Origin of the sequence: Martelella sp. AD-3 (assembly GCF_001578105.1) — a bacterium.
Lineage (GTDB): Bacteria > Pseudomonadota > Alphaproteobacteria > Rhizobiales > Rhizobiaceae > Martelella.
The window spans coordinates 3,585,377-3,599,728 of record NZ_CP014275.1 but is presented as its reverse complement, the minus strand read 5'-3'; the positions used below and the strand labels follow the sequence as shown (position 1 = coordinate 3,599,728).

Here is a 14,352-nt window from a genome sequence, read left to right as displayed (position 1 = left end):
TGACATCAAGAACGCTGACGTCTGAAATCAGAGATATTGGATATTCATCTTTCCTGATCCCTGCTAATTCTGGCGCGAGGGATATTTCGGGAAAGATATCATGCAACAGGCCAGGAGCAGCGGCATCGACCGCGACATGCTGATCATCATGTTGGCGGGCGGGCTGGTTCTGGCCCTGTCCTTCGGCGTTCGCTCGGTTTTCGGCGGCGTGGTCCTGCCGCTGTCGGATGATCTTTTCGCCGGCCGGATCGAGATATTCTCTCTGTCGATTGCCATCCAGAACCTCGTCTGGGGGCTGGCGCAGCCGTTTTTCGGCATGCTCGCCGACAAGTTCGGCGACCGGCGCGCGCTCTGGCTCGGCTTTGCCTGCTACGTGCTCGGCATGGTCATCTGCGTTTTCGGCGCCTCCCCCTTCGCCCAGCATATGGGGGCCGGCGTTCTCGTGGGCATGGGCGTTTCGGGCACGGCCTTCGGCACGGTCCTGGCCGTGGTCGGGCGCGCCGCGCCTGCCGAAAAGCGTGGGTTCTACCTCGGGGTGGCCTCCGCCATGGGCTCCGCCGGCCAGGCGGTGCTGCCGCTTCTGACGGCATTCCTGATCAGCCGGTTCGACTGGCAGACGACGCTTCTGATCATCACCGCGCTGCTGGCGCCGATGGCGCTCGCCATCCCGTTTTTGCATGTGAAAAACAAGGGCGCTGCCGCCGAGAGCGAGATCGACCTGCCGCAGACCATCCGCGCCGCCTTCGGCCATGGCAGCTTCGTGATGCTGGCTGCCGGCTTCTTCGTCTGCGGCTTCCACCTCGCCTTCATTACCGCGCATCTGCCGAATTATATTCAGAATTTCTGCACCGGCACGACGCTTTCCGCTCCCGAACTGCGTGCGCTCGGTCTGAAGGCGCTGGCGCTTGCCGGCTTCGCCAATATTTTCGGCACGCTGATTGCCGCGCGCCTCGGCAATTTCTTCGCCAAACCGCATGTCCTGGCCGCCATCTATGCCCTGCGCGCCGTGGTCATCCTCGTCTTTATCTGGCTGCCGCTGACGCCGGTTTCCGTGCTGGTCTTCGGCCTCGTCATGGGCGTGCTCTGGTTGTCGACCGTGCCGCTGACCAGCGCGCTGATCGTCGTCATGTTCGGCCCGCGCGCCATGGGCACGCTGTTCGGCTTCGTGTTTTTGAGCCACCAGCTCGGCGGGTTCGCCGGCGTCTGGCTCGGCGGCGCCTGGTTCGACCGCTACGGCAATTACGATGTGATCTGGTATTCAGCAATCGCGCTCGGCATCCTCTCCGCAGCCATTCACCTGACGGTCCGCGAGCGCGCCGCTCCGGCCATTGCCGCCCCGGCATAGGGCCGTCGGCTCCGCTTTAACACTTCCGAAAGCATGATTGCATTAATCTTGGCGCTCCCCTTTGAGGCGGGCGCCGGGCGAATATTTCCGTCGGACTCTTTTCGCGGATTCCCCAAGCGTCTATGTTTTGAGAGGGGCGATTCGGTCCGGCGATGGCCGGGTCTTCATCCGATGTGAATGGCCTCTTGAAGGCGGCCTTCGCGCTTTGCGGCAGCGCGGCCCGCCGAAAGACAGATGCGGAAGAGACGAATGGAGCGGTGCGGCAAAAGCAACGAGGGCCGGATGTATCGTGCAGGGCGCGGCAAACGCGCAATCGCGCGATGGCTTGCAGCCGGCACGGCGCTTTCGCTCACCGCCGCACACGCCTTCGCCCAGTCGCCAGAGGCGGCGCCCGTGCTTTCCTCGCGAGAGGTCATGGCGCTTTCGGCCTTTTGTGGCATCCTGGCGGCAACCGTTCTCTCTACCCTCTGGTTCATGCGCCTGCGCGGCCGCACCGAAGCGGAGAACCAGCGGCTTGCCCTCGAGCTCGAAAACCACCGCGAGCGCATCGCCAATCTGAAGGCGCTGAACGCCGAGCGTAACCGCCGCATCGTTTTCTGGGAGGGCCCGGAGGCTGCGCCGGAATTTCTCGGCGCCCTGCCGGAAGAGGCCGGAGCGCCGGAGGACGAGCATGCCTTCCTCGCCTTTGCCGACTGGCTCTCTCCGGGCAGCAGCAAGCAGATCGAAACCGCGATCGCCGCGTTGCGCCGCAAGGCCAAGGCATTCGAGATGCTGGCGGAAGCCAGGAACGGCTATGTGCTGGAGGTCGTCGGCGGCACGACGGGCGGGCGCGCCCATGTGCGCTTCGGCGCGCTGGAAAGCATCCGCGCCGAGCTTGCCGAACTGAGGGTCGAGCACAAGCACACGAAAGCGGTGCTTGCCCGGTTCGTGACGCTCTTCGACGCCATAGACATGCCGTGCTGGCAGCGCGACGGAGACGGCGCGCTCACCTGGGTGAACCGCGCCTATGTCGAGGCCGCGGAAGGGGAAACGCGCGAACGCACGCTCCATGAAAACCGCATGCTGCTGGGCGCGGCCGTTCAGGAAAAACTCGACGAGGCGGTGCGCGCCGGCGCGCGCTTCGACGGCCGCCAGCCGGTGGTGACTGGCGGCAACCGAACCTTCTATGAGTTGAGCGAAGTGGCGAGCGGTGATGGCTCGGCCGGCATCGCGCGCGACGTCTCGGCGTTGCAGAGCGTCGAAAACGCGCTGGAGCAGACGCTTGAGAGCCACGCCGATACGCTCAACCACCTGAACACGGCGGTGGCGATCTTCGATGCGTCGCGCCGGCTGACCTTCTACAACCAGGCCTTCGAAAAGCTCTGGAAGCTCGACATGGGCTTTCTCGAGTCCCATCCCGACAACGGCGAACTGTTCGAGCGCCTGCGCGCCGACGGCAAGCTGCCGGAGCCGCACCAGTGGCGTGAATGGAAGGACAAGGCGCTCTCCGTCTACCGCGCCGTCGAGCCCTATAGTGACCTCTGGTATCTGCCGAGCGGCGAGACGCTGAGCGTGTTCGCCTCCGCCCATCCGCGCGGCGGCACGACCTGGGTGTTCGAAAACCATACCGAGCAGGTGGCGTTGAAGACGCGCTACAACACGCTGGTCAAGGTGCAGGGCGAGACCATCGATCATCTTTCCGAAGGGGTGGCGGTGTTCGGTCCGGACGGCAGGCTGAAGCTCTCCAACCCCGCCTTCCTGGCGCTCTGGCGCATTGCCGACAGGGATGCAGCGCCGGGCACCCACATCCGCGCGCTGATCGAGACCTGCGCGGACGATCCCGGCGCCTCTGACGGCTGGAAGCTGTTCGCGCGGATGATCACATCTTTCGATGACGAGCGCGTCTCGCGCCAGGGCCGGCTCGATCTCGCTTCCGGCCTGGTGCTTGACTACGCGGTGACGCCGCTGCCGAACGCGCAGACCATGCTCACATTCGTCAACAAGACCGACTCGGTGAAGGTGGAACGCGCGCTGACGGAAAAGAATGACGCGTTGCGCAAGGCGGAAGAGCTCAAGAACGCCTTCCTCGAACACGTCTCCCACGAACTGCGAACGCCGCTGACCTCGATCATGGGCTTTGCCGAACTGCTGAAGGCGCCCGAAACGGGCGCGCTGACGCCGCGCCAGAGCAATTATGTCGATCACATCGCCAATTCGTCGTCGGTGCTGATGACCATCGTCAATGACATGATCGACCTGAAATCGGCCGATGCCGGCATCCTGCAGCTCGAACTCGACCGGATGTCGATCGACGACCTGATCGATTCCGTCGCCGATGACATTTCGAGCCGGTTGCAGGAAAGCGGGGTGACGCTGGAAATCACCGCGCCGCCGAAGCTCGGGGCCATCACCGCCGACTTCCAGAGGTTGAAGCAGGTGCTCTTGAAAATTCTCGGCAACGCCGTCAAATATGCCCCGCGCGGCTCGATCATCGCGCTGTCGTGCTGGCGGGAGAAGGACGATTTCGTCTTCACCGTCACCGACAATGGCCCGGGCATTGCCGATGACGCGCTGGAAAGCGTGTTCACCCGCTTCGAATCCGGCGGCAGGCAGGCGCAATATGCCGGCGCCGGGCTTGGACTTGCCATTGTCGAGAGCTTCGTTGCCCTGCACAATGGTCGCGTCTTCATCGACAGTGAGCCGGGTGCCGGCACGACCGTTTCCTGCCGCATTCCCGATGCCGCCGCCGGCAGGGGCGCGGAAATCATCGCCGCGGAATGATGGAGCGCTTTCTTGCCGACGAGGACGCGACCATCGCGCTGGCCAGGGCGCTGGCGCCGCTCCTGCGGCGCGGCGACTGCCTGGCCCTTTCCGGCGATCTCGGCATGGGCAAGTCCACTTTCGCCCGCGCCCTGATCCGCGCCCTTATGGACGCGCCGGAGCTTGAGGTGCCAAGCCCGACCTTCACCCTGGTCCAGCTTTATGAGGCCGCGCCGCCTCTTTACCACTTCGACCTCTACCGGCTTTCCGATCCCGACGAACTGATCGAACTCGGCTTCGACGAGGCGCTCGAAGACGGCATCAGCCTGATCGAGTGGCCCGAGCGCGGCGGAGACATGTTGCCGAAAAACGCGCTCACGCTTGTCTTCAACGAGGAAGGCGAGGGCCGAAGGGTGCGGCTTGACGGGCCTGAGGCCCGGCTTGCGGAACTGGCCTTCGCGTTTCGCTGAGGTCTTTCCGTTTTGCGCCGACGCTTGCGCGACCACCCGTTGGCCCCTAAAAACGTCAGTGAATCGCTTGGGAACGGGAGCCGGGAATGGCGGCGCAAAATGCCGGATTGTGGACGATACCGCCGGGCGTGCCGTTTCTCCACTGCCTTGCCGAGAGCCTTTTGTCCGGTCGTCTGGCGCCGGCCTTCAGATATGACCCGAAGGACCCCCTCGCCCTTGCCGATGTGAAGATCTTCCTGCCGACACGACGCGCGGTGCGCGTGCTGCGCGGCGAGTTTTCGGCCCTTCTCGGTGGACAGGCGGCGATCCTGCCGGAAATCCGCGCGCTCGGAGAGACCGACGAGGACGAGCACTACTTCGAGGAGAACCTGCCGGAGGCGGCCGAAAGCCTGCCGCCGATCGAGCCCGTGCCGCGGCTTCTGGAACTTGCCGGACTGATCCTGCCCTGGCGCAACCGGTTGTCGGATGAGCTTGCAGGCCTTCATGGCGGCTCGCCGCTGGTCGCGCCCGCAAGCCCTGCGGATGCCGTCTGGCTTGCCCGCGACCTTGCCGAACTCATCGACGCGATGGAGACGGAGCGGGTTGGCTGGGACCGGCTTTCGGCGCTTGAGCCGGAAAACTACGCCGTCTGGTGGCAACTGACGGCCGAATTCCTGAAGATCGCGGCGCTCTACTGGCCGGGGCGGCTCGAGGAACTTGGCCGCTCCTCGGCCATTGCCCGCCGCAATGCGCTGCTTGCCGGCGAAGCGGAACGGATCGCCGCGATGACCGGCGATGCGCCGGTGATCATCGCCGGTTCCACCGGTTCCGTTCCCGCCATTGCCGACCTGATCGCAGCCGTTGCCGCCCTGCACCAGGGCGTGGTGGCGCTGCCGGGCCTCGATTGCAACATGTCCGAGGACGACTGGCAGGCGCTGACGGCGGCTGACGCCGATCCTTCCATGCCCGACCCCTCGATCCGCAGCCATCCGCAATATGAAATGGCGCGGCTTTTGGAGCGCCTCGCGCTTTCTCGTCAGGACTTTTCGACGCTTGAGGAGGCGGACCCCGCGCGTGCCATGCGCAACCGCGTTCTGGCGGCGGCTTTCGCCCCGGCGGAGGCGACGGACCGCTGGCAGGGCTGGCGGGCCGCGCTTGCCGCAGAAGACCTGGATCAGGCCTTCGCCGATGTCGCGCTGATGGAGGCGGGCAATGAGCGGCAGGAGGCGCTTGCGATCGCCGCCGCCCTGCGGCTGGCGCTGGAACGCACGGGCGAGGAGGGCAGGCCGGCGCGCGCCGCGCTGATCACGCCCGACCGCAACCTTGCCCGCCGCGTTGCCGCCGAATTGCACCGTTTTGCCATCGAAGCGGATGATTCCGCCGGCACGCCGCTTTCGGCCACCGTCCAGGGCACGCTGGCAACGCTGATGCTGGAGGCGGCGCTGAAACCTGGCGACCCCGCCGTGCTGGCGGCATTGCTCAAACATCCGCTGGCGCGTTTTGGCCTCTCGGCCCGGAACATGCGCGCCGCAAGTGCGGCCTTCGAGCTGATTGCGCTGCGCGGCGGGACGAAACCCGCCGAGCTCGGCCATCTCGCGGGTTTTGTCGATGAGGCGCAGGAAAAGCAGAAGGGCGAGCGCCATCCGCCGCACTGGCGCACGGCCCTGCCGAGGAATGCGGCCGAGGCGGCGCGCGATCTGGCGACAAGGATCGATGCGTCGCTTGCGCCGCTGATTGAAACCCATGTCGCGCGCGGTCCCGACCAGCCGCCGCTGACGGAGACACTTGCCCTTTCCGACTGGGCGGAGCGCACCGGACGGGCATTGGAGGCGATCGCCGCGGACGAGGCGGGGGACTTGTCCGCGCTCTGGTCCGGGGAGGCGGGAGAGCGACTTGCCACCGTGCTTTCCGAGACCATGGGGTCTGAAACCCCGATCGAAGCGGACGGGCCGCAATGGATCGATATCATGGAGGCGCTGACGGCATCCGAAGCGGTCAAGCCGCGCTCCATGGGCAATCCGCGCGTCTTCATCTTCGGCGCGGTCGAAGCGCGGCTGCAGGATGTGGATACCATCGTCGTCGGCGGCCTCAATGAAGGCGTGTGGCCGACCCAGGCGAAGAACAATCCCTTCCTGTCGCGCGGCATGAAGGCCGAGATCGGGCTTGAGCCGCCGGAAAAACGCGTCGGCCAGCTGGCGCATGACCTGACAATGGCCGCAGGCGCGCCGCATCTGATCTTTTCGCGGGCGTTGAGGCAGGGCTCCGCCCCGACTGTTGCCAGCCGCTGGCTGCAGCGGCTCCTGGCCTTTGCCGGGCCTGTTCTGGAGGAGGCGCTGAAGCGGCGCGGCGCGGTTCTTGCCGGCTGGGCGGCGGCGCTTGACGATCAGCCGCGCGCGTCAATCCCGCCGCGCCCTGAACCCTATCCGCCGGCGGACGACCAGCCGAAGCGCTATTCCTTCTCCGAAATCGGCAGGCTCAGGCGCGATCCTTACGCGATCTATGCCGAGAAGGTGCTGAAGCTCGATCCGCTCGCCCCCTTCAACGCCGATCCTTCGGTCAAGGAACGCGGCATTCTCTATCACGCGCTTGCCGAGCGCTTTATCAAGACCGGCGCTGATCCGGCGAGCAAAGAGGGGCGTGCGGCGATGGACGAGGTGCTTTCCGGACTTCTTCTGGAGGTTGAACTGCCGCCGCACCTCGCCTTGAGCTGGGTGCCGCGGCTGCGGTCCGTGGCAGAGGAACTCCTGAAGTTCGAGGCGGCGCGGCGTTTCTCCACGCCGATCGACACAACGCTGACGGAAGCCGGCGCGGGGTTTGATATTCCCATTGCCGATATTCGGCTCACCGGCATTGCCGACCGGATCGACATTCTGGAAGACGGCACGGCCGAGATCATCGACTACAAGACCGGCATGTCGCCATCGCTCAACCAGGCGCGCACGCTTCTGGAACCGCAATTGCCGCTGGAGGCGGCGGCCCTTGCGGCGGGCGCGTTCAAGGACGTGCCGGCGCTGGAGACGAAAAGCCTTAAATATGTGCGACTGAGGCCTGGTCATCGTTTCGGCGTCGATGCGCTGGAGAAGGCGGAAACAAAAACCGATCCGGCCATCACGGCGGAGGAGCTCGCAAGCGATGCGCTGCGCGAATTCACCCGCTTCGTGATCGCCCTGAAGAGCGGAAACCGGCCCTTTGCCTCGCGGCTGATACCCGCAAGCGCGCGGGATTTCGGCGGCGAATACGATCATCTCGCCCGCGTTGCGGAATGGTCGACGGCCGACGACAACGGGGAGGGCGGCGATGAGCGATGATCCGGGCCTCGATGCCGGCGCCGAAGACTGGCTTTCATGGACGACCGGGCGGCAACGTCTGGCCTCCGACCCCGCGCGCACGGTCTGGGTTTCGGCCAATGCCGGTTCCGGCAAGACCCATGTGCTGACCCAGCGCGTGGTCCGGCTTCTGCTTGCCGGCGCCAGGCCGTCCGCCATTCTCTGCCTCACCTACACCAAGGCGGCGGCGTCCGAAATGTCGAACCGCGTCTTCGCCCGGCTGGCCGACTGGGCGGTGCTGCCCGAGGCGGAGCTTGCCGCCGAAATCGAGACGATCGAGGGGACGAGGCCCGATGCGCTGAAGATCGCGGTGGCAAGGCGGCTCTTTGCCCATGCGCTGGAGACGCCGGGCGGGCTCAAGATCCAGACCATCCACGCCTTCTGCGAGAGCCTGCTGCACCGGTTTCCGCTGGAAGCCAATGTCGCCGGCCATTTTTCGGTGCTCGATGATATCGCCGCGGCGACCCTGCTTGCCGATGCCCGCCGCCAGCTCTTGACCGCAACGGCAAGCAGGGAAGATCCGGCCCTGTCGGATGCTTTCCAGAAAGTGCTGGACATTGCCGATGACAGCGGACTTGAGACGCTGCTCGGCGAGATCGTCGGCGCGCGCCACGCCATTCGGCCGTTTCTCGAGGCTGCGCGAGGCAAGAACGGGCTCGAGGCGGCGTTGCGGGCGGCCTACGGATTTGGCGACGACGCGAATGAGGAGACGGTGGCGGCCGAAGTCTGGCCGCTTGCGGGTCTTGCGGACCTTGCTGCGCTCGTCCGGATCGCGCGCGACGATGGCGGGTCGCGGGCGGGGAAGTTTGCCGATGCGCTGCAGGCGGCCGTCGAGGCTTCCGATGCGATAACGCGCTTTGCCGCGCTGGAAAGCGCCTTCCTGACGGCGGCCGGCGTGCCGAAGGCCGAATCGACGCTGGTTTTCAAATCGCTCAGGGTGAAGGCGCCGGAGCTCGGCGAGGCCGTGCTGGCGGCGGCGGACCAGGTCTTTGCCGTCCGCGACCGGCTGAACCGCTTCCGCATCTTCGAAAAGACGCTGGCGGCCCTCGTGCTCGCCGATCGGCTCGACAGCCGCTACGAGGCGCTGAAACAGCGGCGCGGCAAGCTCGATTTCGAGGATCTGATCGCGCGCACGGCAGCGCTCCTGTCGCGATCGGATGCCGGGCCCTGGGTGCATTACAAGCTCGACCAGGGGATCGACCATATTCTCGTCGACGAGGCGCAGGACACGGCCCCGCTGCAATGGGATGTGGTGCGCGCGCTGAGCGAGGATTTCTTTACCGGCGAAGGCGCGCGGCCGGGATTTCGCACCATGTTTGCCGTCGGTGACGAGAAACAGTCGATCTATTCCTTTCAAGGCGCGCGGCCGGAGCGCTTCGCCGCCGAGGGCAGGCTGACGGCAAGGCGCGTAACGTCGATTGCGGCGGAATTTTCCAAGATCGGCCTGCCGCTTTCCTTCCGCTCCACCGCCTCGGTTCTGTCCGCGGTCGATTGCGTCTTCTCGGTGCCGGAAAACCGGAAAGGGCTTTCTGCGGAAGGCGAGGACACGGTGCATGTCTCCAACCGCATCGGCCATCCCGGCAGCGTCGAGGCCTGGGAGATGATCGCGCCGGAGGCGCGCGAGGACGAGGAAGACTGGACCGCGCCGTTTGACGCGACGCCCGAACAGGCCCCGGCAGCCATTCTGGCCCGGCGCATCGCCCATCGGATATCCGAGATGATCGGACGGGAGACGATCGTCGAGAAGGACCGCGCGCGACCGGTTCGCGCCGGCGACATTCTGGTTCTCGTCAGGAAGCGCGATGCCTTCGTCAACGCGCTGACGCGGGCGTTGAAGTCGCCCTATGACATTCCCGTCGCCGGCGCCGACCGTTTGAAGCTGGCCGATCACATCGCGGTCAAGGACCTGATCGCGCTCGGGCGCTTTGCCGTGCTGCCGGAAGACGATCTCTCGCTTGCCGCGCTCTTCAAGAGCCCGCTTCTCGGTCTTTCGGAAGACGATCTGTTTTCTGTCGCCGCAAGGCGCGGGAGGGGCGAGCATGTCTGGTCGGCATTGCGCCGGCTGGCGGCTGCCGGCGATGAGACATTCGGCCAGGCGGTGTCGATGCTGGAACGGGTGATCGGTGCCGCCCGCCGCAAGAGCGCCTTCGATTTCTATGCCGACATCCTGGCGCGCGAGGGCGGACGACGCGCCTTTCTCGCCCGGCTCGGCAGCGAGGCGGGGGATATTCTGGACGAATTCCTCAACGCGGCGAAGGATCACGAGGATAACGGCCTGCCGGGTCTGCAGTCCTTCCTCGACGTGATGGAAGAAGGCGGTCTCGAAATCAAGCGCGAGCAGGACAAGGGCCGCGACGAGGTGCGGATCATGACGGTGCACGCCTCGAAGGGGCTGGAAGCGCCGATTGTGTTTCTGGTCGACAGCGGCGGCAGGCCCTTTGTTGCAAGCCACCTTTCCGGCTTCCGGATGACGGAGGCGGGGCTGCCCGTCTGGCATTCGGCAAAGAAGGAGGCCGACAGCAGCGTTCTTGCCGACATCGCACGGCGCGAAGAGGAGGCGAAGGAAGAATACCGCCGTCTTCTTTATGTGGCGATGACGCGGGCCGCCGACCGGCTGTTTGTCACCGGTTATCGCGGCAAGACGGAGGTGCCGGATTGCTGGCACAGGCTCGTCTGGTCGGCGTTTGAGACCGATGAGAAGGAGCGGTCTGAGACGATCGAGGTGGCCGGGCCCGCCGGGGAGAGCTGGCCGGGCCTGCTATGGCAGGAAAAGTTTCTTCCGCGTGAATTCACGCCCCAGGTCACGGCGGAAGGCGAGGGGGAGCCGCTGCCGCCGCTGCCTGAAGCGCTGACCGAGCCTTTCCGGGAGGAGGCGCGTCCGGCCCCGCCGCTCAGCCCCTCGCGCGCGGGACTTGAGGTGGAAGACCCGCCGCCGGTGACCGCTTCGCCGCTTTTCGGCGGGCAGAGCGCCAATATGGCGCTGGAGCGCGGGCGGCTCGTCCATCGCCTGATGCAATTGCTGCCGGGTTTTGAGCCTGCGGAGCGGGAGGCGGCCTGCCGCCGCTATCTGGCGCGGGCGGCCTTCCACCTGCCGGAAGACGAAAGCGATGCCATCCAAAAAAGCGTGATGGCGGTGATGACCGACCCCGGACTGGCGCCGGTCTTCTCGGCGGCTGCAAGGGCCGAGGTCTCGGTGACCGGGACGGTCCGGCTCGATGCTGGCGCGTTTACCGTGTCGGGTCGGCTCGACCGGCTTGCGGTTATGGACGACCGGGTGTTGCTGGTCGATTTCAAGACCAACCGCAATCCGCCGGAAACGGGCGAGGCGGTGCCTTTCTCCCACGTAGCGCAGATGGCCGTCTATCGGGAACTCCTTGCGCCGCTCTATCCCGGCAAGGCGGTGGAATGCCTCCTCGTCTACACCGAAACGACCGCTACTCGGCGGTTGAGCGAAGAGGAGCTTTCGTCGGCGCTTGCGCGCCTTTCGACAAAGTGAGTGCCGGGCATTGATTTTTTTCGCGCCTGTGCTCACATGAAGGACAAATCTACGATAATGCGAAGGTATCGCGCAAACCCGAAACGATCCTCGCCTTTGCCAAGGAGTTCAAGATGACGACAGTCAAGGTCAATACCGCCAATTTCAAGCAGGAAGTGCTCGAGTCCGAACAGCCCGTCGTGGTCGATTTCTGGGCCGAATGGTGCGGCCCGTGCCGGATGATCGGCCCGAGCCTCGAAGAAATCGCCGAGGAGATGGACGGCAAGGTCAAGATCGCGAAGGTCAATGTCGACGACAATCCGGATCTCGCGGTTCAGTACGGCGTGCGCTCCATCCCGATGCTGGCCATGTTCAAGGGCGGCGAGCTTGCCGACGTGAAGGTCGGCGCCGCGCCGAAGACGGCGCTCTCGAGCTGGATTTCCGGCGTCGTCGGCTGAACGCCGGCGAAATTTAAAGCGCATTTGAAGCCCGCGTTCGCGCGGGCTTTGCCATATCTGCACGAAGGCGGGAACCTGGCGGCGTCCAAAACGTTCACGCATTCAGAGTGTTTTCGGCCTATTCGGAGTTTGCCCCTTATGACGAACCGTTCGCCTGCCCGACTGCCGCTTCTGTTTCTGCCCGTATTCGCCCTTTTCGCCGTCCCTGTGGCGGTCGCCGCCCAGGATTTCGACCCCGCCCTCGGCCCGGCCGAGCCGTTTTCCTTCGAGACGCTTGCGGCGGAAGCGAAGGCGCTTTCGCAGAAGCCGTTCGAGCCTTATCCGGTCGCGCATTCCGAACTCTTCGAGGCGATCGACTACGACGCCCACTGGAAGATCATGTTCCGCAAGGACCACACGGTCGATGTCGGCGACGCGCCGGTGCAGTTCTTCCATCAGGGCCGCTATTTCAAGGAACCGGTGACGATCAGCCTGGTCGAGGATGGCGAGGCGCGCGAAGTGCTCTACAGCGCCGACTATTTCACCATGCCGGAGGACAGTCCCGCCAAGGCGGTCGAGGATTTTGCCGGCTGGGCCGGTTTCCGGGTAATGCGGCCGGACATGAAGACCGACTGGATCTCGTTTCTGGGCGCGAGCTATTTCCGCACCGACGGACCGGACAGGCAATATGGTCTCTCCGCCCGCGCGCTTGCCGTCGATACCGGACTTGCGCGGCCGGAAGAGTTTCCGCGCTTCACGTCGTTCTATCTCGAGAAGGACGACAAGCCCGGCGACGGCATCGTCATCTACGCGCTGCTCGACAGCAAGAGCGTTGCCGGCGCCTATCGCATCGAGGCGGAAAACGAGGATGGCGAAGGGCAGGTTCTGCACGTCAAGAGCCGGTTGTTCTTCCGCGAGGCGGTCGAGCGGCTCGGCGTTGCCCCGCTGACCTCGATGTACTGGTATTCCGAAACCCACCGCAACATGGCCTTCGACTGGCGTCCGGAGGTCCATGACAGCGACGGGCTTGAGGTGGTCACCGGTTCCGGTGAGCAGATCTGGCGGCCGCTCAACAACCCGCCGCGCGTCGTCACGTCGAGCTTTTTTGATGAAAATCCCGAAGGGTTCGGCCTGATCCAGCGCGACCGGAATTTCGACCATTATCAGGATGACGGCGTGTTCTATAATCGCCGGGCGTCGGCCTGGGTCGAACCCGAGGGCGACTGGGGCAAGGGTGCCGTCCAACTCGTCGAACTGCCGTCCGATGACGAGATCTACGACAATATCGTCGCCTACTGGCTGCCGGAAGACCTGCCCGAGGCCGGCGACGAACGCGATTTTTCCTATACGCTGACCTGGGCCGCGACCGCGCCGCCGAATGAGCGCCTCGCCGAGACCACCGCCAGCCGGATTGGCCGTGGCGGCGTGCCGGGGCAGCCGCGCCCGGGCGACCAGGTCAAGGTCGTCGTCGATTTCTCCGGCCCGGCCGTTGAGGGACTGACGGTCGATGACGGGGTGGAGCCGGAGATTTCCGTCGGCAGCGGCGCGGATGTCATCAACGCCTATGCGATGCCGATTGTCGGCACGGACGACTGGCGGATGACCTATGACCTCAAGTTCGACGGAACCGCCGATACGATTGATGTGCGCGCCTATCTTTCCGAGGGTGGCGAGCCGCTGACGGAGACCTGGCTCGGCCAGTTCCATCCAGGCCAGTTCGCGCCGCACTGAGCGACAATGTTTCCGGCAACGTGAAAAACACCATCGCTCCGTCGCGGCATCGGCGTTATCCTCCGCCCGCGATAACCGGCGGGAGGCGTGAACATGGGTGAATTTTTGGGACGGCGGATCCTTTACACGGGCGCTGCGGGCGGGCTCGGGCTTCCGGCGAGCCTTGCCCTGATGCAAGCTGGCGCTGACGTGATCGTGCTGGACAATGATCCGGCCAAGATCGAGGCCCTGAAGGCCGCGGCGGTCGACAAGAAGCTCTCGGAGAGGCTCACGGTCAGCAGGGTTGATCTGACCGACAAGGCGGCGCTTGACGAGACGCTTTCCGGGCTGCTGCGGCAGGGGCCGATCGACACGGCGATCAACAATGCCGCGATCTACCCGTCAAAGCCGTTCGAGGATTTTTCCATGGAGGAGCATGCGAAAATCCATGCCGTCAATGTCGAGGCGGCGCTCATGATCGTCAAGGCGCTGCTGCCGGGCATGCGCGAGGCCGGTTTCGGGCGGGTCATCAATATCAGCTCGATTACAGTCTCCGGCGGCTGGGAGAACCTCACGCCCTATATCCAGTCAAAGGGCGCATTGATCATGCTGGCGCGCGGCTGGGCGCGCGAATTCGGCAAATGGGGCATCACGGTCAACACGCTGTCGCCCGGCGCTTTCCCCACGGATGCGGAGAAGATTCATCCGGACCAGGAGGCCTATCAGCGCCGCATCATCGACAGCCAGGCGATCAAGCGCCGGGGCGCGCCGGAAGACCTTGCCGAGGCGCTGATGTTCCTGATCTCGAAGCGCGCCGGCTTCATCACCGGTCAGAACCTTCATGTCGATGGCGGCTGGGTGATGCATTGAG

Annotated in this window: 8 protein-coding genes; all 8 read left to right on the top strand. The window is 65.1% G+C overall.

Annotated features, from left to right (window positions below):
• Positions 1-100 precede the first annotated feature (100 nt).
• The 8 genes from AZF01_RS16650 (at position 101) to AZF01_RS16615 (ending at position 14,351) form a co-directional block, all read left to right on the top strand.
• A complete protein-coding gene (locus AZF01_RS16650) occupies positions 101-1,345 on the top strand; it encodes an MFS transporter (RefSeq protein WP_051424180.1) in 1,245 nt (414 codons plus the stop codon).
• Between the two features lie 282 nt (positions 1,346-1,627).
• A complete protein-coding gene (locus AZF01_RS16645) occupies positions 1,628-4,105 on the top strand; it encodes a PAS domain-containing sensor histidine kinase (protein ID WP_024710036.1) in 2,478 nt (825 codons plus the stop codon).
• Positions 4,102-4,554, top strand: a complete 453-nt coding sequence (gene tsaE, locus AZF01_RS16640; protein WP_024710037.1) for a tRNA (adenosine(37)-N6)-threonylcarbamoyltransferase complex ATPase subunit type 1 TsaE — start codon at positions 4,102-4,104, stop codon at positions 4,552-4,554. Before AZF01_RS16645 ends, tsaE begins: the two co-directional genes overlap by 4 nt.
• An 86-nt stretch (positions 4,555-4,640) precedes the next feature.
• On the top strand, positions 4,641-7,841 hold the full coding sequence (gene addB / locus AZF01_RS16635) for a double-strand break repair protein AddB (RefSeq protein WP_024710038.1): 3,201 nt from the start codon (positions 4,641-4,643) through the stop codon (positions 7,839-7,841).
• On the top strand, positions 7,831-11,355 hold the full coding sequence (gene addA, locus AZF01_RS16630; protein WP_024710039.1) for a double-strand break repair helicase AddA: 3,525 nt from the start codon (positions 7,831-7,833) through the stop codon (positions 11,353-11,355). The genes addB and addA overlap by 11 nt, the downstream gene beginning before the upstream one ends.
• A gap of 86 nt (positions 11,356-11,441) precedes the next feature.
• Positions 11,442-11,792: a thioredoxin gene (trxA, locus tag AZF01_RS16625; RefSeq protein WP_256389223.1), complete on the top strand. Its 351-nt coding sequence runs from the start codon at positions 11,442-11,444 to the stop codon at positions 11,790-11,792.
• A gap of 138 nt (positions 11,793-11,930) precedes the next feature.
• Positions 11,931-13,502, top strand: a complete 1,572-nt coding sequence (locus tag AZF01_RS16620) for a glucan biosynthesis protein (RefSeq protein ID WP_024710041.1) — start codon at positions 11,931-11,933, stop codon at positions 13,500-13,502.
• A gap of 93 nt (positions 13,503-13,595) precedes the next feature.
• Positions 13,596-14,351, top strand: coding sequence for an SDR family NAD(P)-dependent oxidoreductase (locus AZF01_RS16615; RefSeq protein ID WP_036238360.1), 756 nt, complete (start codon positions 13,596-13,598; stop codon positions 14,349-14,351).
• Position 14,352: the final 1 nt, after the last annotated feature.

What these genes read in the sequence shown, in the direction of transcription:
- AZF01_RS16650 (WP_051424180.1), top strand. Translation starts at nt 101, where the DNA reads ATGCAACAGGCCAGGAGCAGCGGCATCGACCGCGACATGCTGATCATC.
- AZF01_RS16645 (WP_024710036.1), top strand. Translation starts at nt 1,628, where the DNA reads ATGTATCGTGCAGGGCGCGGCAAACGCGCAATCGCGCGATGGCTTGCA.
- tsaE (WP_024710037.1), top strand. Translation starts at nt 4,102, where the DNA reads ATGATGGAGCGCTTTCTTGCCGACGAGGACGCGACCATCGCGCTGGCC.
- addB (WP_024710038.1), top strand. Translation starts at nt 4,641, where the DNA reads ATGGCGGCGCAAAATGCCGGATTGTGGACGATACCGCCGGGCGTGCCG.
- addA (WP_024710039.1), top strand. Translation starts at nt 7,831, where the DNA reads ATGAGCGATGATCCGGGCCTCGATGCCGGCGCCGAAGACTGGCTTTCA.
- AZF01_RS16620 (WP_024710041.1), top strand. Translation starts at nt 11,931, where the DNA reads ATGACGAACCGTTCGCCTGCCCGACTGCCGCTTCTGTTTCTGCCCGTA.
- AZF01_RS16615 (WP_036238360.1), top strand. Translation starts at nt 13,596, where the DNA reads ATGGGTGAATTTTTGGGACGGCGGATCCTTTACACGGGCGCTGCGGGC.